Annotated in this window: 19 protein-coding genes and 1 tRNA gene; 9 read left to right on the top strand and 11 right to left on the bottom strand. The window is 56.5% G+C overall.

From position 1 onward, the window contains the following. Positions 1-107: 107 nt before the first annotated feature. The 4 genes from HH216_RS05865 to crcB all read right to left on the bottom strand — a co-directional run bounded on the left by HH216_RS05865 (position 108) and on the right by crcB (position 6,771). Entirely contained in the window at positions 108-1,802 is a 1,695-nt protein-coding gene (locus HH216_RS05865) for an IPT/TIG domain-containing protein (protein ID WP_169549941.1), read from the bottom strand. A gap of 80 nt (positions 1,803-1,882) precedes the next feature. After that, a complete protein-coding gene (locus tag HH216_RS05860) occupies positions 1,883-4,729 on the bottom strand; it encodes a TonB-dependent receptor (RefSeq protein WP_332871481.1) in 2,847 nt (948 codons plus the stop codon). Positions 4,730-4,941: 212 nt separating this feature from the next. After that, positions 4,942-6,369: a M14 family zinc carboxypeptidase gene (locus HH216_RS05855; RefSeq protein ID WP_169549940.1), complete on the bottom strand. Its 1,428-nt coding sequence runs from the start codon at positions 6,367-6,369 to the stop codon at positions 4,942-4,944. A gap of 72 nt (positions 6,370-6,441) precedes the next feature. Next, positions 6,442-6,771, bottom strand: a complete 330-nt coding sequence (gene crcB / locus HH216_RS05850; protein ID WP_254448703.1) for a fluoride efflux transporter CrcB — start codon at positions 6,769-6,771, stop codon at positions 6,442-6,444. A gap of 164 nt (positions 6,772-6,935) precedes the next feature. On the opposite strand from crcB, the gene HH216_RS05845 reads away from it, so the two are divergent. After that, positions 6,936-8,237 carry an APC family permease gene (locus HH216_RS05845; protein WP_169553276.1) on the top strand — a complete coding sequence of 434 codons (1,302 nt, stop codon included), beginning with the start codon at positions 6,936-6,938 and terminating at the stop codon, positions 8,235-8,237. An 83-nt stretch (positions 8,238-8,320) separates the two neighbouring features. Here HH216_RS05845 and HH216_RS05840 read toward each other — a convergent pair whose 3' ends face one another. Then, complete coding sequence (locus HH216_RS05840; protein WP_169549939.1) at positions 8,321-9,598, bottom strand: D-alanyl-D-alanine carboxypeptidase/D-alanyl-D-alanine-endopeptidase; 1,278 nt, start codon at positions 9,596-9,598, stop codon at positions 8,321-8,323. A gap of 85 nt (positions 9,599-9,683) precedes the next feature. Beyond that, positions 9,684-12,347, bottom strand: a complete 2,664-nt coding sequence (locus HH216_RS05835) for a T9SS type A sorting domain-containing protein (RefSeq protein ID WP_254448702.1) — start codon at positions 12,345-12,347, stop codon at positions 9,684-9,686. Between the two features lie 316 nt (positions 12,348-12,663). On the opposite strand from HH216_RS05835, the gene HH216_RS05830 reads away from it, so the two are divergent. From HH216_RS05830 to HH216_RS05805, 6 genes are all read left to right on the top strand, one after another. Beyond that, a complete protein-coding gene (locus HH216_RS05830; RefSeq protein WP_169549938.1) occupies positions 12,664-14,592 on the top strand; it encodes a RecQ family ATP-dependent DNA helicase in 1,929 nt (642 codons plus the stop codon). 167 nt (positions 14,593-14,759) lie between these two features. Beyond that, the gene (locus tag HH216_RS05825) at positions 14,760-15,206 is read left to right on the top strand and encodes a DUF2141 domain-containing protein (RefSeq protein ID WP_169549937.1); all 447 of its coding nucleotides are present in this window, start codon (positions 14,760-14,762) and stop codon (positions 15,204-15,206) included. Positions 15,207-15,375: 169 nt separating this feature from the next. Then, positions 15,376-16,242 carry a glucose 1-dehydrogenase gene (locus HH216_RS05820; RefSeq protein ID WP_169549936.1) on the top strand — a complete coding sequence of 289 codons (867 nt, stop codon included), beginning with the start codon at positions 15,376-15,378 and terminating at the stop codon, positions 16,240-16,242. Positions 16,243-16,357: 115 nt separating this feature from the next. Then, a complete protein-coding gene (locus HH216_RS05815; protein WP_169549935.1) occupies positions 16,358-16,954 on the top strand; it encodes a gluconate 2-dehydrogenase subunit 3 family protein in 597 nt (198 codons plus the stop codon). 56 nt (positions 16,955-17,010) lie between these two features. Continuing rightward, positions 17,011-18,570, top strand: a complete 1,560-nt coding sequence (locus tag HH216_RS05810; protein WP_169549934.1) for a GMC family oxidoreductase — start codon at positions 17,011-17,013, stop codon at positions 18,568-18,570. Positions 18,571-18,654: 84 nt separating this feature from the next. Beyond that, positions 18,655-20,001 (top strand): family 1 glycosylhydrolase, encoded by a 1,347-nt coding sequence (locus tag HH216_RS05805; protein WP_169549933.1) that lies wholly within the window; start codon positions 18,655-18,657, stop codon positions 19,999-20,001. Between the two features lie 27 nt (positions 20,002-20,028). On the opposite strand, the gene HH216_RS05800 is transcribed toward HH216_RS05805, so the two are convergent. The 5 genes from HH216_RS05800 to HH216_RS05780 are packed head-to-tail and all read right to left on the bottom strand — an operon-like array spanning position 20,029 to position 24,633. Further along, on the bottom strand, positions 20,029-21,228 hold the full coding sequence (locus tag HH216_RS05800) for a porin family protein (protein WP_169549932.1): 1,200 nt from the start codon (positions 21,226-21,228) through the stop codon (positions 20,029-20,031). Positions 21,229-21,248: 20 nt separating this feature from the next. Continuing rightward, on the bottom strand, positions 21,249-22,520 hold the full coding sequence (locus HH216_RS05795) for a hypothetical protein (protein WP_169549931.1): 1,272 nt from the start codon (positions 22,518-22,520) through the stop codon (positions 21,249-21,251). A 19-nt stretch (positions 22,521-22,539) separates the two neighbouring features. After that, on the bottom strand, positions 22,540-23,460 hold the full coding sequence (locus tag HH216_RS05790) for a DUF4097 family beta strand repeat-containing protein (protein ID WP_169549930.1): 921 nt from the start codon (positions 23,458-23,460) through the stop codon (positions 22,540-22,542). Then, positions 23,457-24,089, bottom strand: coding sequence for a hypothetical protein (locus HH216_RS05785; protein ID WP_169549929.1), 633 nt, complete (start codon positions 24,087-24,089; stop codon positions 23,457-23,459). The genes HH216_RS05790 and HH216_RS05785 overlap by 4 nt, the downstream gene beginning before the upstream one ends. Next, positions 24,076-24,633 carry an RNA polymerase sigma factor gene (locus tag HH216_RS05780; protein ID WP_169549928.1) on the bottom strand — a complete coding sequence of 186 codons (558 nt, stop codon included), beginning with the start codon at positions 24,631-24,633 and terminating at the stop codon, positions 24,076-24,078. Before HH216_RS05780 ends, HH216_RS05785 begins: the two co-directional genes overlap by 14 nt. 123 nt (positions 24,634-24,756) lie before the next feature. Between HH216_RS05780 and HH216_RS05775 the strand changes: the two genes are divergently transcribed. Further along, on the top strand, positions 24,757-25,536 hold the full coding sequence (locus HH216_RS05775; protein WP_169549927.1) for an alpha/beta fold hydrolase: 780 nt from the start codon (positions 24,757-24,759) through the stop codon (positions 25,534-25,536). A 23-nt stretch (positions 25,537-25,559) separates the two neighbouring features. Continuing rightward, positions 25,560-25,633: transfer RNA gene (locus HH216_RS05770), tRNA-Pro, on the top strand. Positions 25,634-25,774: the final 141 nt, after the last annotated feature.

The raw sequence follows: 25,774 nt of genomic DNA, 5'->3' as shown, positions 1-25,774 counted from the left end.
ATCGTACGCTCCCTTACCGGTCTTGACGTGACGATGCAAAACTAGACGCGCACCGTTACGTCAATACTACCGTAGTGTTACGCTTGCGTTACCACTTGCGCCACCCACTAGTTGTAGTTTGTATTCTGCGGGTCGAAGTTCGTCCAGCCGCTCATCCAGTTGTCCGTTCCGTTGAACGCACCACGGTATGGAGCTGAGGTGAAGAACGAATCGCTAACCTTGCCCCCCGTGATAGCATTGCCTGATACGAGCAGGGCCGAACTCGACTGCGGAGCAAAGTTTGGCGTTGACGTCAGGGCAAACGATGCGCTGTTCAGCAGCAGACCGGGCAGGTCCGACGAAGCAACGATCGTGTTCTTACGGGCCGCCAGGTTGAAGTAGCTCGTTGCCTGATCGTTGGTGATGTTACCCGCGCCACGAACAGCTGTCAGCGAGTTGGCCACTGTTACGCCCTGTACTTCCAGCGTGCCGTTTGAGGCATTGGCCAGCGTACCGGTCGTGGTACCATCAAGGCGGAGCCCTTCGGGGTAACCAACAAATACCGAGTTGATGATGCTGATGGCCGTATTCCGACGCAGGTGCATGGCCGACTGATACGGACCGCTACCGCCCGTGCTCGACGTCGACGCGTTGCTCGGCGTACCGCTGGTCAGGAAGGCGCTGATGTTGGCAAACGTCGGTTGCGTAAGGGGCAGACCATTGTTGGTCGTCAGCGGCACACCGGCTGCGTTTTCGCCCGAGTTGAAGTTATCTGATTCAAAGCAGTTCGAACCCGATTGGTCGGCAACCTGCGGATCACGCAGCGACACGCCAAACTGCACTTTACCAACATAACCCCAGTCGGTGTCGAAATCATCGTCGAAGCCACGGTAAGCGACCAGATATTTAGCGTTTACCGTTCCGCCGAACCACTCATACGAGTCGTCACCGCTGTACGATACCTGTACGTGATCAATCGTCGTACCCGAACCAACACCGTAAAGCGTCAGACCGTTGATTTCGCTGTTTGCAGCACTTGTCAGCGCAACACCGGCAAATTCGATACGCACATAGCGCAGCGTACCCGAGTTATCGGTAGATTCAGTAAACGTACCCAGCTGACCGCCAATACCGCCCTCAGGCTGCGTGTTGCCCGGCCGGTTGGTCGGTGCGCGCCCGATTAGTACAACTCCGCCCCAGTTACCATAGCCCCGCTGACCAGCGGCCCGGTTCGACGTGAACACGATAGGCTGCTGCGCCGTACCGGCAGCTTCAAGCTTAGCGCCCTGCAACACGATCAGCGTACCGGCCTGCTTCTGACCCGCCGGATCGTCGTCAACACCACCGCCTTTGATGATCGTACCAGGCTGAATGGTGAGCGTTACACCACTGGCAACGTTGACGAATCCACGCAGAAAATACACGTTACCGCTCGTCCAGGTCGTATTGGACGTGATCGTACCAGATACCGGAACCACCGGTTTAGCGCTTACCGTAAACGACGGGCCGGTTGCCGTAGCACCGTTGGCGGCCACCGTTACCGGCGAACCAGCGTTGGCAGGCACCGTAACAACGAGTTGTGTTGAGTTGGCCGTGAGTACGGTCGCGGGCACACTACCGAACGTAACGGTGTTGCTGGCTGGCGTTGTGGCGAAGTTGGTACCCGAAATAGTTACCGTTGTGCCGACGGGTGCCGACGTTGGGCTGATACTGGTAACGCTGAGTATAGGTGCCGGAGAATCGTTGTTTTTACAGGCTGCAATAAAGCCGATGAAACCAACGACGAGCAGTATAAGACCACTCCAGCGGATGAATTGATTCATGAATCGATTTGGTTTATGTAAACAGACACTGGTACTTTTTTATGGAACTACGACACGCCGACCGAACGTGTACACGCCCGTCAGGGTGATGTACTCCCCCGCTTGTATCGGCGGAATACCTGGTCAGCACCAACCGTCTGCGATGTTACATCGCTGCCGATCTTGCCGTCGCCGTTAAAATCCTGCGCGTACCGAACCGCCTGGTTCAGCAGGTCCTGAATACCCAGCCGCACTTCCATCTTCTGCGCAAACGTCTTGCTAATGTTCAGGTCGATGGCGTGGCGGGGCAATTCGTAGATCGTTGGGTTGTTGCGCGTACCGACGGCGAAAATGCGGGGGCCGTAAATGTTGTACAGCACGTTCCACTGCCAGCTGTTGTCGGGAGCCTGATAGTACAGACCGCCGTTGATCAGGTAGGGCGACTGGTTGGCCAGCGGGCGCTCGCTATCGGCCAGATCTTTCAGCGATATGTCAACGACCGAACCCGACGCATCCGGAGCACGGACGAAGTCGCCCAGTTTGACCCGGCTGTTAATCAGCGAACCGTTGGCAACAACCTGCAAATTCTGGAGGAAACGGCTACCCGATTGCTGGAAGCCCTTGCGGATTTCTACTTCGACACCGTAGTTCCGGGCCGAAGGCGCGTTGATAAACGTGTAGTTGAAGCCGTTACCCGTTGGCAGCAGGAAGCTTTCGATGGGGTTGCGGAACTGCTTGAAAAAGCCCGTTACTGATACCACTTCATTCGGCGAAGGATAAAACTCCCACTTGGCATCGACGTTCTGAATCGTGGCGGTGGTCAGCTCGGTGTTACCCGTTACGACGGCCAGCAGGTTGAAATCAAAGTATTGGAACGGAGCCAGCTCCCGCAGCTCAGGCCGGTTAACGGTCGCTGAGTAAGCCAGACGCAGGTTGTGTTTGTCGTTCAGTTTGTACGTCAGGTTGATCGATGGCAGCGGACTGAAGATTGCCCGGTTGACCAGTTGCTGATTGACGCCCTGCCGCTGAATCCGTAGGCCCTGCACGTTGTACTCGCCCCGCAGACCCAGCGTAACAGTCGTGCGGCTACCCAGATTTACATCACCATTGACGTAGGCAGCGCCGTACGTGTTGCTACCCCGATACGAGTCCAGATCCGACGTACCGTCGAGTAGCGACAGACCGCCGGGTTGCCCGCTGACGTTGGCTGGCGAGAAAACTGTACCGATTGGCTGCTGCTGCACGATACCTCCGTCGGCATTGGTACCGGCGATACTGTTGTACCCGTAAAAACGGGCGGCATAATCACGAACGCGCTGCTCGGCATACACACCGGCCCGGATGTGGTTCGGCTCGCGGTCGGTCGGGTTGCCGAATGTGTGATCGTAGTTACCGATGAGCGAAGCGGTCTGCTCATTCAGCTTCGAGTAGAACCGGCCAACGTCGATCGGGTTGGGCGCAACGGGCGTTACCAGTGTGTATGTACCGTTTTCACCGCTGTTGAGCGGGGCCTGATAGCGAGCGCGCTTCCAGTCGGGCTCCCAGCGACCCGAATAACCATAGCCAGCAATCCAGTTTACTTTCGTTAGCTCGCTCAGGCTGTGTTCGCCCGACACCTGCGAGGTCAGGATAGTCCGGTTTTCGAAACGCTCGGAATAGCTGCGGATGTCGGCGTTCGAGTCAAAGTTCTGGCCTGTCCGTACCACCGTTTCCTGGTTACCCAGCTGATTTACGAGCGTTTTCCACTCCAGCGTGAAGTTCGGCGAAAACCGCAGCGACCAGTTGTGCAACAGCCCGAGCCGAGCCTGCCGTGAATAGCTGATGTCCTGATACTGCTGATTGACCTGGTTAGCAACAGCACCGTTGTCGTAGACCCGGAAATCAATGTCGGTAAACTGGTTAGTCAGGCTGTAGTTGACGCTCGTCAGGTTACTTACCTGTACACTTCCAACGTCGAACCGGCGACCTGTATTCAGCGCAAACCGAATGTCGGGCATAGCCGTCATGTTTGTCAGCCCCCACGAGTTAGGCAATAGCCGGGCGTAGGCAGCGCGCTGCGGAGCACCCAATGCGTTGAAATCAGCCGAACGAGCGGGAAAACTGGTTGGAATCGTCTGGCTGGGCGACCACAGACCCAGCGCGCTTAGTCCGCCCCGGTCATGCGACTGCACCGCGCGGCCAGTCGTGTTGGCGCGGTAGCCCAGTGTCAGACCTGCATCGATAAAGTTGCTGCTGGGCCGACGTTTCGTATAAATATTGACTACGCCACCCGCAAAGTCGCCGGGTAGGGAAGCCGAACCGGATTTATAGACGATCATCCGGTCGAGGATGTTGCTGGGGATAATATCGAACGAGAACGAGCGGGTTTCTACTTCGGTCGACGGCGCGATGACGTCGTTGATAAGTACCGAATTATAGCGTGAACCCAGCCCCCGAATCAGCACGAAGCGGTTGTCGAGAATACTTACTCCCGGTACCCGGCGGATGGCCGCTGCTGCGTCGCGGTCCTGCGACTTCTGGATTTGCAGGGCCGAAATACCAACCGCGATCGGCTTCAGCTGCTTGATTTCGGTGATGACCGCGATTTCGGTGTTGGTTGCCCGGCTGCCCCGTACCACAACCTCCTGCAACGCGGTACCTTCTTCGGCCAGCTCCGTGTCGATCACGGTCGTGTTGCCCGACTCAACCCGAACGCCGGGAATTTCTTTAGTCTTGTAGGAGACGTAAGAGATAACGATTTTCTGCGTACCGGCAGGAACGTTGGCCAGCGTAAACTGTCCGTCGATGTCGGTCGTAACACCGAGCTGCGTGCCGTCGACACGGACGGTACAGCCGATGAGGGCTTCCTTTGTTTTGGTGTCTTTTACTGTTCCCCGGACGGTTCCGGTTTGCGCGTAGAGCGTTAGACTGCTCAGAAAAAACGAGATAAGTACTAGATACTGAGTCATGTTTATAGTTTGGCGTCGCATTTCGCGTCGCAAAACTATTAGCCTAGTATTACGCCAACATTACCTCACTGTTACGGGTTAATTATGAATTAATGTGCCTTTAATGTACTAACAATCAATAATTTAACACGGCTATATCGATTCAGTAGTTAATTCGGTTTTAATCTGTTTTTACTGTCTTTTATTCCGGAACACCGATTTTAAGAACTTTTTTATTCGGTCACTGCACTGCGTTCCCAGCCCGCTCCGGCGGCATCGGCATACCAGAATCCGTTGACGAACCAGTAGCGAATACGGTCGCCGTCTTTGAGCAGAAAGGTGGGTATCTGCCCCAGTTGCAGCGGGCGCGCGGGTATTTTTCCATCGCGTAGCAGATGCACCGGCTGTCCGGCTAATACCGCTCGCCCGGCAGCCGATGTTCGGATGAGCAGGACGCCTGCTTCCCGCAGCGAATCCAGATTCAACTGCTGTAGTTCATCTGCCGATGCGGTCATGTAGTTCTGTACACCGGCGGCTGTCAGTGTCAAACCCGTCGCGTCGATCTCTTCCAGCCCGCTGAATGTCGACAGGTCGCCCAAATCTTCGACGGTGCTTTTGTACTTGTAGGAACGGGCGCTATCCGTGTTGACTTCGTACCGATTGATACCCACGTCGACGCGCACCGGTTTGCCATTGCGGATCGTTGTGGCATTGCGAATCAAAACGTCGAACAGGTTGCGGCCGTTTTCGGGAATAGCTGCGTAGTCGTCGGTGTTTTCCTGCGCGTATGTTTCCTCAGCAATCGACTGGAGAGCCGTCAGTATAGCGACGAAGTTCAACTGCCGGATCATCATCTTCTCCGAATCGCCTTTGTACCCGCCCGACTCGATCAGTACCAGCGTAGTTCCCCACTTCTGAATGTTATCGCCGAAGGCGCGGGGCTCAAATTCGTCGTCGTAGCGGGCGATCTGACCCGGTATAAACTGCTGCAAAGCCCGATTCATACCCGCAATCAACTGCATAGACCGTCGGCGCACATCATTGACCGACCGGGCCGGGTTGTAAGCCGTCGCCAGGAATGACATCACCGCCTGTTGTCCGCTGTGCCCTACGCTGTACCGGGGATTCTGATCGTGGAGGTTGAAGCCAACCAGCGGTTTGAGCGACTGCTGCAAGCTTTTCAGCAGTCGCCCTTCCGGGGTTTGCAGCCGCAGCGCGTCGCGGTTCATATCGATGTCGCTGGCCGTTCGGCGCTGAAAACGCTCAGCTCCGTCGGGGTTGAGCATCGGCACAGCGTAGAGCGTGAGTTTGGTCAGGATGGTCTGCCGCAGACTGTCGAACTCATCGCCTGATGCGGTCAGGAAATTGAACAGATCGAACAGGGCCATCGTCGCGGTAGCTTCGTCGCCGTGCATCTGCGACCACAGTAGCACGTTGACCGGTCCCGTTCCGGCTTTAACCTGATATATAGCCCGTTTCTCCAGCGACTCCCCCACCTGACTGATGGCCAGCGGCCCCGGCCCGCGCAGCGAATCCAGCAGCGGTACCATGTCGCGGTGTTTAAACCGCCGGTGCGTCAGTGCCTGTTGTTTGTAGGTTTCGTGGGCATCGTAAAGCCGACGCGCCATATCCTGAGCCGAAGCCGATCGTGTTGTTGCCATTAGCAGGAAAAGAACCAGCCACCAACCCACCGGGCGTAGTTGTATGAGGTGCGGCTGGTGTAGTAGCATAGATTAAAGTTTAGCGCCGAGGGCCAGCCCGCCGACCGATGCCAGCAGACACAGCACGACGTTCAGGCCGATGTTGAGCAGGGCTGTACCGACGCGCCCGTTTTGCAGCAGCACAGCGGTGTCGTAGCTGAAGCTGGAAAATGTACTAAGCCCTCCGCAGAAGCCGACGCCAACAAGCAGCCTGACCTCTTCGCCCACGGCCCGGCTGGTAGCCAAGCCCGCAACCGCGCCCAACACGGCACTGGCAAACACGTTGACCAGCAAAATACCGACGGGAAACGGCGTTCCGACCACCACCGGTGGCACGATCCGCCCGGTCAGGTACCGCAGCAAACTTCCTGCGCTGCCCCCGCCATAACCAGTAGATACGGATGCGTCAACAAAGCTCTCACATAAGCAAACTTACGAAAAACCCCTGCCCCGACGACGCTATGGCTTAACCGAGCCCGTTTTTCGTTATCATTGTGATTCACCCACCCCGCTTTTCGTCGTACGGTATGGCCCAGAATCAGCTCAAAAAGTTACTTGGTGTCGGTTTTGGCGTGGCCGTTACAATTGGCGGTACCATTGGTACGGGTATTCTGCGTAAGCCCGGCCCGATTGCGCAGGACATCGGCGACCCAACGCTGATTATCGGTGTGTGGCTGCTGGTGGGCGTGTATGCGCTGGTCGGGTCGCTATCGGTGATGGAGCTGGGCACGATGCTCCCCAGTGCGGGGGCGTGGTACGTGTATGCACGCCGGGCGTTTGGTAACTATGCTGGCTTTCTGATCGGCGTTAGTAGTTGGCTGGGCAGCGTCGCGGCTATGGCGTTTGGTGCGTCGGTGATGAGCGAATACCTGAGCGTGCTGGCTCCGGCTCTACTGGGTCACGAAAAACTGGTAGCCATCGGCATTCTGGCTGCGTTTGTCGCGTTTCACTGGCTGGGCGTGAAGTCGGCGAGTCGGGCGCAGGAGATAATGAGCGTACTGAAAGCTGCGGGGCTGCTTGCGTTCGTAGTCGTTTGTTTTGCGGTAACGCCGAGTCATCCGGCACCTGCCGTCGAGCTAACCCGGCCCATCGCTCAGACGGGTTTGTGGGTGGGCATCCTGGCGGCTCTGCAATCCGTTTTTTACACCTACGATGGCTGGCATACAGCGGCTTATTTCGCCGAGGAAGACGTTGACCCCAGCCGAAATCTGCCCCGGTCGATGGTCAGCGGGGTGCTGCTGATTATCGGTATTTACGTGCTGGTCAATCTGGCGCTGCTGTATGTGTTGCCGGTTCAGCAACTGGCTGGGTCGAAACTGGCCGCTGCCGATGCGGTACAGACTTTATTCGGGCCGGGCAGTGCCAAAGTGGTGACGCTGCTGCTGATGGTATCGATCATGGGGATTATCAACGCCCAGATCATGTTCAACCCCCGCGTGATCTACGCCATGGGGCGCGACGGGCTGTTTTTTCGTTTCGTCACGTACGTCAACGAAGGCGGAACCCCCGCTTATGCTGTAGTGCTCACGGCCGCTACGTCGGTTGTGCTGATTCTGACCAACACCTACAGCAAACTATCGGACATTGCCACGTTTTTCTTCGTGCTTTGCTACGCGTCGGGGTTTGCGTCGCTGATTCGCCTGCGCCGGGCCGAACCCGATCTGGCGCGCCCAGTCCGGGCCTGGGGCTATCCGTTTTCAACCTGGGCGCTGCTCATTGCGTCGCTGGCGTTTCTGCTGGGCGTCGTTATCGGCGACTTTTCCAGTAGCCTCTACGCACTGGGCTTCGTGCTGGTCAGCTACCCGATTTATCGGGTGGTGATACGGTAGCGAAACAGGTGTGTCAAGCGTGTTGTCCTCGACAGCTTCTAGCTGTCGGGGACAATGCAAGTAGCCAGCCCAAATGAGGCACGCTACAGTTGCTCATGAATCTGCCGGAGCAACTCGGCCGTTCGCTTGCGCATTTCGCTGACCGACTGACTGAAATTGTTATTCATCACGCTGAAATACAGCAACCGCCCGCGCCGGGTCTGAATATAGCCGCTCAGGTTATATACCCCCGTCATCGACCCCGACTTGGCCCAGATGTATGGCTGTTTTACGGTACTGCCCACACTCCGCAGGGTGCCCGATTGCCCGGCGGCCGGTAGCAGCGCAAACAGGCGCGGCTGCGGCACCTTCGACCGGATTCTCCCCAGCAAGTCAATGAATGTGTTCGGAGTAAACAGGTTATAGCGCGACAGTCCCGACCCATCAATCCAGCGGGCTGCCGTGGGCGGGTAGTGCAACACACTATCGATCAGTAACCGGCGAACGGCGGCCGGGTCAAGCTGCGAATTGCCCCGCTCGGCAGAGATCATAAACAGCACCTGCTCGGCAAACTGGTTGTCGCTGACGTGCATCATCCGTTTGTACAACGAATCGGCGGGTTGTCCGCGAAGCAGTCGAGTGTCGGTGGGCATTGGGTGCGGGGATACCGTAACTGTCCGATGGAGCGTGTCACTCAGCAGATCCGAAGCCAGCTCGGGTGACCACCGAAACGGTACATCCTGTTGTCGGTTGCTCGCTGTCGGGGGCACAAAAAACCGATTCGCAAATTCATCCCGACGAATGGTGGTTCGCTTCGATGGGTCGGCGTAGATGCTGTCGGTGAACCGTGACGGAGTAACCCGGAAGGGCAGGAGCGGGGTTGGTTTATGGAAACGAGCCACATTCCCGTAAATCGGTAACGGCGCCAGTTCGGGCGAATAGTCATCAGCGTAATCGTCCCAGGCCCAGCCCGCGCCGAAGCGGGGGCCGGTGTAATTGGTGGGCGAGAACGCCAGCGGTTCCGTACGGCCCCGCAAAAAAGCCAGTGTGCTGGTATCTGGCAAATCGGGGTGCAGCAGCAGCGGATTGCCCGTACCCCAGATAACCAGCGAGTCGTTTTGCACGGCGTAGCGCAGCGCAGGCAGCGAGTCGGGCAGGAAGAGCAGGCCCGCGTAAAAACTCAGTAGCTTGGTGTTCGACGCGGGCGTAAACAGCTGGTCGGCGTTATGCTGAATCAATGATTTCTTACGGATCGGATCGTACACAGCCACGCCCGTCAGATGATCGGTGTACGCGGTTTCGGTTCGTAGCGTGCGGGCAATCCGGTGGGCTGGCGAGCAACCCGTCACGATACACAGTACGATCAGCAGAAGTCGGTACATAGGCGCAAAAAAGCAATCTACGAAAAGGGGCCTTTATCACCGCTGTGCGACAGTGATAAAGGCCCCTCGTTTGCTGGCAGTGTGGTTATTTCGCGATAATCACCTTCTGCGTCAATGTAGTTTCACCGGCTTGTAGTTTCAGGAAATAGAGCCCGGTGGGTAATGCCGTCAGGTCGAGCGGCTCGCTGATTTTCATACCGCCCACTTTCAGCGTCTGCTGCCGTACGGCCCGGCCCGTTGCACTCGATACGGTGATGGCGGCTTCGGCAACGGCTTTTGGCAGCACCGCTTCTACCCGCACCTGCCCGGTACTTACAGGGTTGGGGTAGACGTTGAACGAACCTTCGCTACCCACCTCGTTTGCCAGTACCGGCGGGGGTGGCGGCACCTGAATTTGCAGGTTATCGACGGCCCAGCCCCAGCCGTGTGCCAACTGATCGGAGAATAGCCGGAAGCGGATCATGATCTGATCGCCCCCCCGGAAATAGCCGGTAGTCGGAATGAAAAACTCGCGGGACTTAAACAGGGCCGACGTGCCAACGGTCGTTGAGTTGGTTTCACCGGTCGTCTGATTCGTACTCGTGGTACGGTTGTAAGCGGCCAGCCAGTCTTCCTGATCGCGGGAGTCGTACCCGTCAAGTAGCGGTAGCCAGGTACGGCCATAGTTGACCGACCCTTCCACAATGACGTAATCGTAAAAATTGGCGTCGCCGAATCGGCTACCGGGGTCGCCCGGCTCAACCAGCACGATCTCGTTGAACCGAATGCTGGCACTATCGGGGTTGCTCTTGACCCGGATGGGCGATAGCAGAATGTACTCGGCGTTACTCTGGTAGCTGTAGTCGGACCCGTTCTGGTAAGGATGTTCGGAGTGAAGGGCCGGGTCAGAAAAGCCGCTGGGCGTTGCAATTCCGAAGCGGTACCCGGCAAAATCGCCGGCCACCGTCGTGCTGGCAAACGTCGTTGTATACCGATCGACGGTCGTCTGCGGAGCTACCACGCTCAGACTGTAAAAACCCGTTGCCGGACTAACAGCCTGATTGCGGGCTCGTGATGAATCGCGGGCGACGATCCGATACGTAATCACGTCGCCTGCTTTCAGCTGATTGGCTGGAAAAACGACCCGTCCGAAGTAGATGCTATCGTACTGCTGCCGGTTGACGACCGGCTGCGTAAACCGCAGGGTCACGGTTGGCTGCGCGGTTCCGTTGATCTGGTATTCCAGCCGGGCGTTGCCAACGCCAATCGAACGGTCGTCGGTGACATACGCCCGAACGACCAGCGAGTCGGTCAGGGCGGGGTTGATGATGAAGTTCTTACCGGGATTGTAGCGCACCGTTGGCGGCACCTGATCGGGACCGAACTGCACCCGGAACGGTACCTGTGAGCCATCGGGTCGCTTGCCGGGGTTGGTAAACGTGCGGCTTGACGCATCCTGCGCCCGGAAATAATAGTAAATGTCGCCCTGAGCAACGGAAGCGGGCATCGTATAGGCGTAGGTGTCTGTCGTGCCAGACACCAGCGTCGGTGTGACGGCAGTATAGGTTGTATCCGTACCGGTCGGAGCCCCTTTGCGGTAAAACAGCCGAACCGATCCGGCCGTCAGCGTCGTATCGCTGACGATACGCGCCTGAAACACGACGTCCCGGACATCCTCATTATCGTCCAGTGGCGTGTGCAGGATCGACGTCGTTTTCCATTCGATATCGGAGAAAAAATTCAGCACTAGCGGACCGGGCGAATGAATAGCTTCAGCCGCGCCAATCTGCGGGGTCATCAGCGAATTGGTATCTCTGGCCGGGTAGGTGCCTTCGTCGAGGTGGTAGATGCTCGATCCCCGGTCGAAGGTAGACGGAGCGTACAATTTAGCCCGCTGCCGAACGGTTCGCTGCATCACCGGGCCATTCAGGAAGATGTTGTTACCGGTCAGCTGCCGGTACAGCGCGTTGGAGCCCAGCGGATACGTTTCGCCATTGGCCACCAGCTTCCGCCCCTGACTATCTTCGATGAAATGGTCGTACACGGCCGGGTAGGGCGTCTGGTATGAAGCCGTCGTACCAACCGTACCGTAATAGCCGATGAAGCCCAGCCCGTGGCCGATCTCGTGCAAAACAACCGATACCAGGTCATACTGCCCGGCGGGTGTCTTCGCATCGAGCCCGTAATACCAGTTGACATTGCTGCTGAAGCTCGCATCGATATCCGACGAGTCAGGACTGTTCAGCGGCCGACGGGCGATTTTCTCCGCCAGTGCAATGGGGTAGATACCAAACGCTTTCTGCGTACCATCGCTGCCAACCCGCACATCCGACGGCCCGGCCGACCCCAGCACACCGGGGTCAAGTCTCGACCACACGGCTTTAATGCGTATCGGCACCGGCGACACGATCAGCGTCGACCATATATCGACGGCCCGCTGAAAAGCCCGCTGCGCATCGGCCGTGAAGCCGGTATAGGTCACGATAAACTGCGACGTAACGGCGGCCTGCCTCGCTCCGGGGTTGTTGAGCCGCTTCCGGAACGCTTCGGGGGCCAGCACCTGCGTAAACTCATTTTTGGCGCTGGCGTAGCAGATCGTTTTGGGCGCTTTGTAGGTGCGGGCCGAGCGTACGAACTGGGCGTAGTCGGTGGCGGGAGGGGAGCTTCCTTTCGGCTGAGCCAGGGCCACCCCTGCCAGCAGCAGGGCCATAGCCATAAACCCACCCGCCCGGAAAAACCGGGCTGATACTTGACAGAAATAGGTCTGCATGTAAACGTAGTTGTCGATAACAGGTTGAGTTTGTTTGTAATCGGTTTGGCCCGGTGACTGCCCAGAAACCAATTATTTTCGCAATGGCCTAACAGAACTACCCAAAGTAGGCACGGAAGTTAATAAAAGGAGCATAGTCGACTGCTTTAACGCCCGGTCAACCCATTTCTATATCTACTGGCTCTCGCAACTGCGGATGGCCCGGTCGTGCCAGCATAAACGAATCTGCGATCACTCCGGTTTGTCTGTGTCAGTGCGTACCTTCGTGGTGCAATTGCAGCCCAGCGGAAATGGCCCGTTGCGGCACCCGTTTCGCATGACAAACCGGCAAATTTTACAGCAATTCTGGGGTTATTCCGCCTTCCGGCCTATGCAGGAAGATGTAGTCAACACGGTGCTGGCCGGGCAGGATGCGCTGGTACTCATGCCGACGGGGGGTGGTAAGTCGATCTGTTTTCAGGTACCGGCGCTGGCGATGCCCGGCGTTTGTATCGTCGTAACGCCCCTGATCGCGCTGATGAAAGATCAGGTCGATCAGCTGCGTCGGCGGGGTATTCCGGCAGCCACGATTTACGCCGGTATGCACTACCGCGAGATCGACACGACGCTCGATAACTGCATTTACGGCAATACCAAATTTCTGTACCTGTCGCCCGAACGACTGCGTACCGAACTGGTGATCGAGCGGGTCAAGCAGATGAACGTTTGTCTGCTGGCCATCGACGAAGCGCACTGCGTATCAGCCTGGGGTTACGATTTCCGGCCGCCTTACCTGCAAATCGCCGAATTCCGCGAACTGATTCCCGACACGCCACTCATCGCGCTAACCGCTTCGGCCACGCCCGATGTTCAAACCGACATCATCGACAAGCTGGCGATCCGGTCGCACAACGGTCAGCCACCGACCGTATTTCGGCAGACCTTCGCCCGGCCCAACCTGTCGTATTCGGTGCTGGAGACGGAGCAGAAGGAAGACCGGCTGCTGCGGATTCTGAACCGGGTGCCGGGCTGCGGCATCGTGTACGTCCGCAGCCGGCGGCAGACACAGCGCGTAGCCGACTGGCTGTCGCGGCAAGGTATCTCCGCCGATTTCTACCACGCGGGCCTGACGACGCAGCAGCGCACCGACAAGCAGGATGCGTGGCTACAAAACCAGACCCGCATTGTGGTGTCGACCAACGCCTTCGGTATGGGCATCGACAAGCCCGACGTGCGGGTAGTGGTTCACCTTGACGTCCCCGACTCGCTGGAAGCCTACTATCAGGAAGCAGGCCGGGCCGGGCGCGACGGGCAGAAAGCCTACGCCGTGATGCTATACACGCCCGCCGACCTCGAGCAGTTGCGGCAGCGCACCGAGCAAATCTATCAGCCCGTCGAGATGCTGCGCCGGGTCTATCAGGCACTGGCGAATTACACAGCCGTGCCGGTGGGCGGGGGTCAGTTCGCCAGTTACGACTTCGACGCTGCCGCCTTTACGCACACCTACGACCTGCCGCCGACCGAAACGCACTACGCCTTAAAACAGCTGCAACTGGAAGGGCTGATCCAGCTCAACGAAAACTATTTCCACCCCTCACGGCTGGCGATGGCGCTCGACAACCGGCAGCTGTACGAATTTCAGGTGCTGAACCCCAAACTCGACCCGTTTCTGAAGCTGCTGCTACGCTACTACGGGGGCGAACTGTTTACCGATTTCATTACCATTTCCGAGTCGACGATGGCGCGGACGTTTTTGATTAACCAGCCCGAAATTGTGGCCATGCTGGAGCAGCTGCATCAGCGCAACGTGGTGATCTACGAAAAGCAAAAAGACAAGCCCCAGCTAACGTTCCTGACGCCCCGCTACGATGCGCCCTCGCTGCCCATCGACGTTGCCGAACTGAAGCGCCGTCGCGAGCAGGCCCTGCGTAAAGTCAACGCGGCCATTCTGTATACCGAGCACCCGACGCAGTGCCGCACCCGCCTGCTGCAAGCGTATTTTGGCGAACGCACCAACGACCGCTGCGGTATCTGCGACAATTGCCTGAAACGTAAAAAGCAAGCCGAACAGGCCGACGCGGCTGTGCGCGGGGAGGTCCGGGCGTACGTCGCGCTGGCCAACGGCCCCGGCGTGTCGCCCAAACAACTGGTCCACCATTTTGCCCAGACCGACGAAGAGCTACTTACCCAGACGATCAATCAGATGCTGGCCGAAGATGAAATTCGGTACAACAAAGTCGGCAACATCACGCTGAACAACGGGTAGGTCAGCGTGATATTCGTCCCAACAGCAGGCCAAACAGCTTCTGGCAGTGCGGTTTATCCCAAATCGGTGCCGTTTGTCCCTCCCGGTTGCGCAGCCTTCATCGAATCGGCTATGTTTGTCAGGCCGGGCAACGACGCCCGGTCTACCGCATAACCACCCTATTTCCGATGAAAGCTATCCTGTCTACGTTCGTCCTGTTCGTTGCCCTTCTCTCGCACTCATTCGCGTTCACGACCACCCTCCCCGCTGATTCCGCCACGCACAAGCTAACGGTTACGATCAGTGGGCTTACGCAGCGCACCGGCAAGCTGTACGTGGGGCTGGCGACCGACGACAAATCGCTCATGGGAAAATCGGCCATTACGCAGACTATCGATGTCCCCGCTACCGGCGACGCAACGCTCACCTTCGCTGACCTGAAGCCGGGGAAGTACGCCGTACGGCTTTACCAAGACCTGAACGACAACAAACAGATGGACTTTTCGGGACAAATGCCTACCGAGCCGTTTGGCTTCTCGAACGTTACAATGCTGATGGGGCCGCCCAGTTTCGATCAGTGTGCGTTCGTGCTCGACGGCGACAAAGCCGTTTCAGTTAGCGTAATTGAGATGTAAGAATAATCACGGGTCGTTCTCACGGACGGGCTGCTTTGCTTCTGGCTGAGCAGCCCATTTTTTATGGGAAACCAGTTCGTTTGATCGAAGTACTTAACAAAGCGTCGCAACGTCCGGTTTATCCCTCGTTTGTAACCCAGACGCTTTCTATAATTACTATCAACGATTTATGAACGACCAACCTTTTCGCCCAACCTCAGCAGAAATTTCTGGCCAGAAACAGGCATACCCGGCGAAGCAGTCGGAAATGGACCCGGCTCCGGCTACCGAACTAAATTTCTACAAACCGGCCGGTAAGCTGGCGGGTCGGGTCGCGATCATCACCGGCGCTGACTCCGGTATCGGCCGGGCCGTCGCTACCGCGTTCGCGATGGAAGGGGCAAAAGTCGCCATCGTGTACAACGAAAACGCCGACGATGCCGCCGAAACGAAGCGGCTTGTTGAATCGAAAGGGGGACAATGTCTGGTAATTCAGGCCGACGTTCGCAGCAAGGAAAATTGTAAGAATGCCGTGAAGCAAACCGTCGATCATTACGGTTCGCTGAATATTCTGGTCAACAACGCGGCCTTCCAGATGGCGCAGGAGAAGCTGGAAGACATCTCGGAAGAGCAGCTTCGCCGGGCATTCGACACCAACATCATCGCCTATTTCTTCATGGCGCAGGCCGCATTGCCGCATTTCAAAAAAGGCGACTGCATCGTAAATACGGGTAGCATCGTCGGTATCGTCGGCAACCCGATTCTGGTTGATTACACCGCGACAAAAGGAGCTATTCACGCCTTCACCAAATCGCTGGCTATTCAATTGGGCGAAAAAGGCATTCGTGTCAACTGCGTAGCCCCCGGCCCCGTCTGGACACCCAATATTCCCGGTACAATGCCCGTCGACGAGGTTGAAAACTTCGGACACGAAGTCGCACTCGCCCGGCCCGGTCAACCCGAAGAACTGGCACCTGCTTACGTCCTGCTGGCATCGGAAGACGGTAGCTTCATGACCGGCAGCATCGTTGAAGTAACGGGCGGCAAGCTGGGCTGATCGCCCGTTTGAAGTTTATCGTTCAAGGTTTAATGTTGGTGGAACCGAAACATTCTGCTTGAACGATAGACTTTAAACCTTGAACTACAAACCTTGAATTGAAACTTACACACCGATGGACTACCACTATCCCGCCGGAACGGTACGCGATCTGCTCGCAACAGACGCCGTCACCGACGCAACCCGGCAGGCGCTGACCGAGCGGCTGGAGCAACAACCCCGGCAACCCACTTTTTTCAGCGCCGACGAGTTCAAGCTACTTACCTGCATCACGAATCGGTTACTCCCACAGGATGACTCGGTAGGCCGTATCGACATCGCGGGTGCAATCGACGAACGACTGACGAACAACAAATCCGACGGCTGGCGATACGATAGTATGCCCAACGATCGGGAAGCGTACCAGCTGGGTCTGAAAGCTACCGACGAAAGTGCTGTTGCGCTGTATGGCGCACCGTTCTGCGACTTGCCCGTCGAGCAGCAGGATGAAGTTCTGAACGCTGTTCAGGCCGGAACGCCCCCCGGCGTCACCTGGCAGCAGGTGCCGGCAGGTCGGTTTTTTGAAGAGACGTTCGCTGAGGTAGTAAATGCGTACTACAGCCACCCGCTGGGGCAGGAAGAAATTGGCTACGTCGGCATGGCCGATGTACCGACCTGGCAGCAACTTAAGCTCAACGAACTGGAAACCCGCGAACCGCGCCCAATCGACTAACCTCCTTGTTTATTTACCTGTATTCGTGTCGCTACAAGAATGCGACGCAATAACGTATGAGCAATCAATTCAGCCTTAACGATAGTGTCGATGCAGTGGTAATCGGTACCGGTGCGGGGGGTGCGCCCCTGATGGCCCGGTTGGCCGCTGCCGGTCTGAAGGTCGTGGCACTCGAAGCCGGGAAGTACTGGGACCCAAAGAAAGACTTCCCAACCGACGAGCGAGCGCAGGACAAGCTATTCTGGAACGACGAGCGACTCAGCGCGGGCAAAGACCCGGTAGCGTTTGGCAGCAACAATTCCGGTACGGGCGTTGGCGGCTCGACGCTGCACTACACGGCTTACACCCCCCGCGTTCAACCAGACGACCTTCAGCTGAAGACCGACTTCGGCGTGGGTGTCGACTGGCCAATCAGCTTCGACGAAATCGCGACATACTACGATGAAATCGAACACTTCATCGGCGTTTCAGGCCCGGCGGAATACCCGTGGGGGCCAGCGCGCAAGCGGTCGTATCCAACACCCCCGTTACCCATAAACGGGGCCGGGCAGCTAATGGAGCGCGGTTGTGAGGCAGTGGGCATTAAAACATCGCTGGCGGCCAACGCAGCCTTGTCGGCCGGTCGTTATCAGGAAGGGGTTGGTCATCGCCCCGCCTGTGCCAACCGGGGCTTTTGTCAGGCCGGTTGCAACATTGGCGCGAAATCCAGCATGGACGTCACGTACATCCCGCTGGCGCTGAGCAAAGGCGCGGAACTGCGGACAGAGTGTTACGTAACCCAACTCGTCAAAGACAGCAGTGGCCGTATCAGCGAGGTTGTTTACATACAGGATGACCAGGAGAAGCGGCAGAAATGCAAGTATGTGTTCCTCTGCGCCGGAGCCATCGAAACACCCCGACTGCTGCTGCTGAACCAATTAGCTAACAGCAATGGGCAGGTGGGCCGGAATTTCATGGCGCACACGGGCTTGCAGATCTGGGGTGAGTTCGACGAAGACATACGGCCGTACAAGGGTATTCCCGGCGCGGTTATTTCGGAGGATACGCACCGTCCCAAAGATGCCGATTTTGCCGGTGGCTACCTGCTTCAGTCGATCGGGGTAATGCCCGTTACCTACCTGCAACAGATGGCCCGGCAGCGCGGCCTGTGGGGCGAGTCGTTTAAGAAGGCCGCCCGCGCTTACAACCACGTCGCCGGTATCAATATCCTCGGCGACTGCCTGCCCTACGACTTCAACTACCTGGAACTGTCGGACGAAAAAGACAGTCGTGGTCTGCCGAAGCCACGTGTTCATTTCACCAACGGTGAAAATGAGATTCGGATGACGGCCCACGCCGACAAGATCATGCGCGAAATCTGGGACGCGGCCGGGGCGAAAAACGTATGGGACTATCAGCGTAACGCCCACATCATCGGCACTTGCCGGATGGGCCACGACCGGGAAACAAACGTTATCAACGCCGATGGGCAATCGTTCGACGTTCCGAACCTGTTTATCAGCGATAACTCGACATTCCCCAGCGCACTCGCCGTTAACCCGGCCCTGACGATCATGGCACTTTCGCTACGCACGGCCGATCAGTTTCTGAAAAATAGAAACCGGCTGGACGTTTAATCGCACATTACACTTCCTCAACCTGGCCAAATTCAGTAATCATTCTGATCCATCAATCAGGAGTAGATTCTCCACCAAAACAACATGGCAGCTAAAAAGAAGGGCTTTCTGGACATCATCAAAAAAGAGATAGGGGAGGCCGGTTACGACGGCGATCAGTTCGGCGGTGCCGGGGGCCACGACGGCCGGGGGTTACCTACCGAAATGCCCAGCAATTTCATGTTCGCTACCGGTATCGAGTGTTCCTACCCAACAATCAAGAAGGGCAAGATTCGCCGGGATCAGCTGCGGGAATGCGGCCACTACGACCGTTACAAGGAAGACCTGGGCCTGGTTAAAGAACTAGGGTTAAAAGTACTACGGTACGGTTTACCCTACTACGACATTCATAAAGGACCGGGTAAGTTCGACTGGGAATTTGCCGACGCAGCAATGGGTGAAATCAAGCGGTTGGGCATTACCCCCATCCTTGACCTGATGCACTTTGGGGTTCCTGACTGGGTCGAAAACTTTCAGAACCCTGAGCTACCCATGCATTTCGCGGAATACGCCGAAGAAGTAGCTAAGCGATACCCGTGGGTGCGCTACTACACGCCCGTCAACGAGATTTACGTCACGGCGAAAGCCAGCGGCAAAGATGGTATCTGGAACGAACAGCTAAAGTCAGATAAAGGCTTCGTTACGGCGATGAAGCACGCAACGGCCGCCAGTATCATTGGTACGCAGCAGATTGCCAAACACCGCAACGACTGCATCATCGTACAAAGCGAAAGTGCCGAGTATACCCACGAATTGTACGCCACTCCGTCGCCCGAAGTATCGCTGGAAAACGAGCTTCGCTTTCTATCCCTCGATCTGCTTTACGCAAACCCACCTTCGGCAACGGTCGGTATGTATCTGCTCGACAACGGCATGACCCGGCAGGAATACGACTGGTTTATGGCAGGTCAGCCGCCGGGTTATCAGATTATGGGCAACGACTATTACGGCCGCAACGAGCGCATCCGCCTACCCGACGGGTCGATTCAGATCTCGATGGATGTGCTAGGCTGGTATGAGATCACGAAGGATTACTACGTCCGGTACAAAAAGCCGGTGATGCACACGGAAACCAACGTGTTCGAGTCCGAACTGGCCTCCGACTGGCTCAATAAACAGTGGATCAGCATCTTGCGAATGCGTCGCGATGGGGTACCGGTGCTCGGTTTCACCTGGTACAGCCTGACTGACCAGATCGACTGGGACACGCAGTTAGCTGAACAAAACAACAAAGTCAACGAATGCGGTCTATACGATCTGGATCGGAAGCCCCGCCCGGTTGCAGCCGCTTATAAGCGAATCCTTGACGAGTTTGGTCAGATTACGGTCGTTCCCCACGCGGAGATGCTCGAAATCTCGGACCGCCCCGCCCGGCTGAAGGTTGAGATATAGCAGTACCATTACTTTTCAGCGTAGCAACTACGGGTTGCTACGCTGAAAAGCCCAGTTTATCCCCAGTTGGAAGCCGTGCAACCCGCCATAAGGACGACTTGACAGTTGGACCATGTCACGCTGATAGCGGACATCTACCGAGAAGCGATCAGACAACTGATAGTCGGCCCCGACGATTACGCCAACGACAGAGTGCGGTACAACCGCTACCGGCTTTCCGTCTGACTCAGCCCGACCATTCAACAAGGTAGCGAAGTAAGGCCCGATGTACAGATGCCATTTATACGCGACTTCGTTACGGAAAAGCAACGGAATTTCCAGATAGTTTCGGTTGTTGCTGCCCGGCAAAAACCGCACACGCCCGGTCCGTACCTCGTCTGTCTGTGCGCTGCGTTGTGCGTAGTTGAGCTCCGCCCGGAATTGCCATGTCAGCGAAAGCGGCACTTCGGCCCAAAGCCCCCCAATTCCCCGAAGCCTGTAGAAATCGGCAACCGTTCTCCCGTTCGACGCCGAAACGTTGCCAGCCAATCGGATACCTGTTCGTATCGCACCTTTGTCGATCGACGCCAGGCCCAGCGAATCAGCACTGACGTTGAATCGGTAAGCAGTTCGCAGCCCAAACGTCGATGCGGTCTGCCGGTCGGGCGCGTTCAAATACGCTGTCGCGTAAGCCCCCACCGACCAGCGATTCGACAGCCGATAGTCGTATCCAACGCCAAGTAAAGGCGATAACCGGTCAGTCGTGCGCTGGTGGAGAACCGTTTCATAGTTCGAACGATCGCGTGGATCGTAGTAAATCAGACTATCAACCTGCGTCGTACTACTACGATACGCTGATATTCCTACCCGGATAGACACCTGATGATACCGGGTCAGCACAGGCAACACCACCGCCGACAGATCAAGCATCCGATCTGAACGGACGTAAAATTCGTTGAGTCGTGCCGGATTAGGCAGGCCATACTGGTCTGGCAAGTAGGAAAGGGGAGCAATATTGCTCGCACCAGCCCAGTTTATCCCGACAGAAACTCCCAGCCTTGGTTTGATGTACGTAGTTAGTTGCTGTTTGGCCGACCAGCCATTGTAGTCCACGTTGGGCAACCGTATTAGCCCACCACCGGCTTCCAGCTCAAAGCGGTACGATGATGATACCTGCGCAACGGCGGCTCCGCCAGTCATTAGCAGACCAATTACAATAGCCAATCGATTCATAAATACATTTATCATAATCGGTGTAGCAGTAAGAATTAGAAACGGTACCCAGCCTGAATACCTGCATAGGCGTAGTCTGACGAGAGCCGCAGCCACGGTCCGACGAGCAGTCGGTCAGAAATGGCAAACTGGTAATCGACAGTGCCCTGTATACCAGCCGAGAATGTTCTGGCTCCTGAATCGTTTCGCAGATTGACCGTTGTTGGGCCATTGGCTCCAGAGCGGCCGGAGAATATTCTGTACCCGGACTCATAGCGAAGCAAAGGACCGGTAGATAGCCCAATGATATGTCGACGGCTATAGAGCGGCAGGAACCGGACAGCGGGCAATAACTGAACCTCCGTTGTCTGTCCGGGCAGATACCCCTTGGACAGCCGCATAATGTTGGCACCCACTGACAGACCAACTCGCCGGGTCAGGTAACGTGTGTACCGGTTTTCGTACAGAAAGGCACTGCCAATGTCTTCACCCAGCAGCCCACCCGCTATATGAACTTCGTTGCGGTAGAAGGGTATATCTTTTTTGATGCGCTCGTACGCCCGGTTCGACCGGCGTGGGGCCAGTAAATGCGCCTTCACCGGAAACAGTCGATAGCCCAGTTGCAGCGACCAGTTACTGTATTTCTGCCGCAGGTCGTAAACCTGACCCTGATGCGTAATTCCATCGACAACCGGCGTCAGTGAACTGCTATTCATAATATCAATCGTAAGCCCACCCACATCGACGCCAACACCAGCCAGCACATCTACTGATACTTTTTTGAAGCTGCTGTTGACTGACTGGGCCACCTCGTACGTTCGTACGGAGGCCAAGTACTCATCTTTGTAAGCCGGATACATATCGGCCAGTCTATAATAACTGGCAATACTGGGAGCATACTGGTCTTCCTGGTTTCGCCGGTATTGGTTTGCAGCCACCCCTACGGTAAAGCGGAGCCACGGCAGCGGTTTGTAGCCGCCCAATACCCGTCCGGCGAAGCGAGACACGCGGGCATACTCCGAGAATCCGCTCCTTGGCCCGCTGATATAGTAATTGGCTACGTTGGCCCGCTGCGTGAGCAACTCGGCCTGTCCGTACCAGCGCGACCGATCGTAGCGGGCAAACCCACCGATCCCAGCGCCCAACGCATCACCGGCATTGGAGCCACTTTCTACTGATACGTCGCCGATCGTTACTTCACCCGCTGAAGTAGACCGGGCCGATAAGCCCAATTCCAATTTCGGGCCGAAGGTCCATTGCTGCGCTCGGGCGGCTGTAGCAATCAGGCACGCCAGCCCGACGATGCCAATGCGTTTGCCTGTTTTCATAAAACTGTTGGTCATGGATTTATCGATCTACGAGTGATTTGTCGGCCTGTATGGTCACGTTACTGTAGCTGTTCTGAATTTGAATCAGCGATTTGCGTCCGGGTGGCTGATAGGTGAAGGTTTGCTTGCTCCCCAGCTTCCCTAGCTCGCTCTGCTGCGCTTCGGGTACGCGGATGTCGGAAAACGTGGTGATGATGTCGTACTGAAAATCGGTGATGCGACGGGCGGCCACAAGAATTTCTGTGCGCGATGCTTCGATCATCAAACCGGTCATTGAGGGGGTTGGCACGACCGTCAGCTTACCGTATCGACTCTTTATAGTGGCGCGTCCGGCCATATCGCGCAGCATAACATCGGCTTTTTCGGCGTTAAGCGTTAGCGTAGCATCGACCCCGCGCCCATCGATGTCGCCGTAACTAGACCGAACAGCCAGTTTTCCGCCAATGTCGTCCAGCGAAAGTTTACCGAACTCAAACGTCAGGTTTACATCGCCGGTCAGGTCGGTGAGCCGCACATCGCCAAACGAATTTTTCAACTGTAGCAACGCACCAACTGGTACGCTGATATCGTAAATTGCTTTCAACTGACTCTGTACCTTTCCCGCCCCGCGCGGCACAGCATACCGGTTCGACAGGTCGATATCAGCACCCATTTGTTGTATCGTGTATTGCTGATACGCCACCTCCCGTTCGGCAACAGTTCGATCAGTGTGCTTAGCCGTCAGCCGTATCCGAACCGACACCACCGGCCGGTTCCAGCCATGTATGCTTACGTCGGCTTTTTCTGCCGTCAGCCGCACTCGTTGGCCCGCCGAGTAGGGTAGCTCTTTCTCCACCACCTTCATTACGACCTGAAGCGACGGTTGCGCCCGCACGACCACACCCGGCAGGCATAGCCCAAACCACACGAGCAGCCACCAGACTGTCAATTGGTTGTTCATGAGCGGAGCAGGGTTATGAGTTCTTTCGTTACTTCAGCCCGCTGATTTTCGACTTTTACCTGCGCCCGAATCAGCATCGGATCATCGCCGAACGTTTGCCGCTCCTGATTCAGCCGTTGCTCTTCCGTGGCTAGTTCAGCTAGTTGATTGCGGAGTTCATGCACTTCAGGTTGCTGACAGGCGATCGTCTGGGCAGCGCACTGCTGTGCAATGAATGCTTCCGCCCGTCGGTCAGCATCGCTATCAGCCGGGACCGGGCTGGCGGCACCAGCAGCGCCCGTCTCAACCGCGTATTCCATCCGTTCGCTGGCGTCTGGTTGCCGGTTTGTCCAGAAGCCAATCAGGACGATGGCCGCTACCGCAGCCGCAGCCGTCAGCGTGACCCACAAGGGCCGGATCAACTGACCAGCCTGGCTCTTCGGTTGCTGAACGGCGGGGTGAGGTAATACCTGTCCGTCCAGTTCGGCTTCGATCGTTTCCCACAGATCTGCTTTCGGGTCAGTCTGCGGCAGGTTGCTAATCACTTTATCGAATTGATCTGCGGCCGTCAGATCGGCATCGATCCGATTCCAGAGGTCGGGATGCGGGTCGTATTCAGGCAGATCGGGGAATAATTTATTGGTAGTCATTGCTCAGTCGCTGTCTTAAAAGTCGGCGTGCGTAATTCAGTTGTGATTTCGACGTGCCTTCGGTGATGTTTAGCATGTCGGCGATCTCCCTGTGCGCATAGCCTTCGACTTCCGCAAGGAGAAAAACCGTTCGCGCGCCGTCGGGCAAAGTTCGGATTACCGTGTCCAGCTCGGCACCCGTCAACCCCTCCGGCAATCGTATTGGCTGGTCATGCGTGGCTTCGTCAATCCCAATAAACCGGCTTTCCAGTTGCTGCTTGCGAACCGCGTTCCGCACGACAATTGTCTTGATCCAAGCCCCCAGTGTCGAGTCAAACGTGAATTGATGCAGGCTTCGGAACACTGCTACAAACGCGTCCTGTAGGGCATCATTGGCATTGTCGTAATCATTCGTGATCCGATAGGCCGTGGAAAACATGGCCCGCTTATACCGCTCATACAACTGCCGCTGTGCCAGCCGCCGGGTTGCCTGATCGGTAATCGACAGACATCGCTCGACGAGGTCGCGTTCGGGTATGTCGGACGATGTTGCCAAGCGAAACATGGTTTTTGGGTGCTGTGTACTAAAGTGCAATCAGGCCGTAGTAAGGTTGGAAAAGCGTCGAAAATTTTTTCTGCACTAAAACCCATATCCGAACAACCAGTTATACCCGCACAAAATAGTCACATGGAAGCGACGGTTGAGTTACATACTATAGCAAGCGGACAAGGCCCGCTGACATTGGTTTTTCTACATTACTTCGGTGGTTCAGCAGCAGAATGGCAGGCAGTAGCAGCGCAATTGGAAATAAAGCACCGCTGTGTCGCTGTCGATCTGCGGGGCCACGGCGACAGCCCGGCACCCAAAGCAGGGTACAGCGTCGATGACATGACCGATGACGTAGTCGGCACGCTGGAACAACTAGCTGTCGATCAGTACATACTGATTGGCCATTCGATGAGTGGGAAGGTGGTACTCAATCTGGCTTCACGTCAGCCAGTGGGGTTACAGCAGGTGTTACTGGTGTCGCCTTCGCCACCGCACCCGGAGCCGATTCCCGAAAAAGACCGAAAGGAGATGCTGGAAACGCATGGTACCGAGCAGGCCGCTGTTAAAACTTTTGAGAACATTACGGCGAAGCCCGTTTCAAGGGCTGATCGTCAGCAAATTATTACCGATAACCTCCGCACCAGCGAGGTAGCCTGGGACGCGTGGCTGACGGCAGGAAGTAAGGAAGACATTGCCGACAGGATGAGCCGCGTCGTCGTTCCGGTATCAATCATAGCTGGTAATAAAGACAACGCTCTTTCCCCCGATGTGCAGCCTGAACTAACGTTACCGACCCTACCCAACGCGACGTTCGAGGTACTCGACGGGGCCGGTCACTTGATTCCCTACGAGATGCCGGATGCCCTTGTGCATTTCATCACAAAAAAAATCTCGCCCGGTTTGCCGGGTAATTCATAAAGGCCATACCTTTGTGTCCCACTCGGGGTGTAGCGCAGCCTGGTAGCGCGCTACGTTCGGGACGTAGAGGTCGTGGGTTCGAATCCCGCCACCCCGACAAGTAAGTCTTAAAAATTTATTTACACTAGGTTTTCAGAAGACATGAATAACTCGGTAAACATGATTTGGTGGTGGCACTCTTCCTATCCGGGATGAGGGTTGCCCCTATGACTGTTTATCAACAGATATCAAGGCTCAC

The organism is Spirosoma rhododendri, assembly GCF_012849055.1.
GTDB lineage: Bacteria > Bacteroidota > Bacteroidia > Cytophagales > Spirosomataceae > Spirosoma > Spirosoma rhododendri.
The sequence above is the reverse complement of the archived record's forward strand: the minus strand, read 5'-3'. Positions and strand labels throughout refer to the sequence as shown.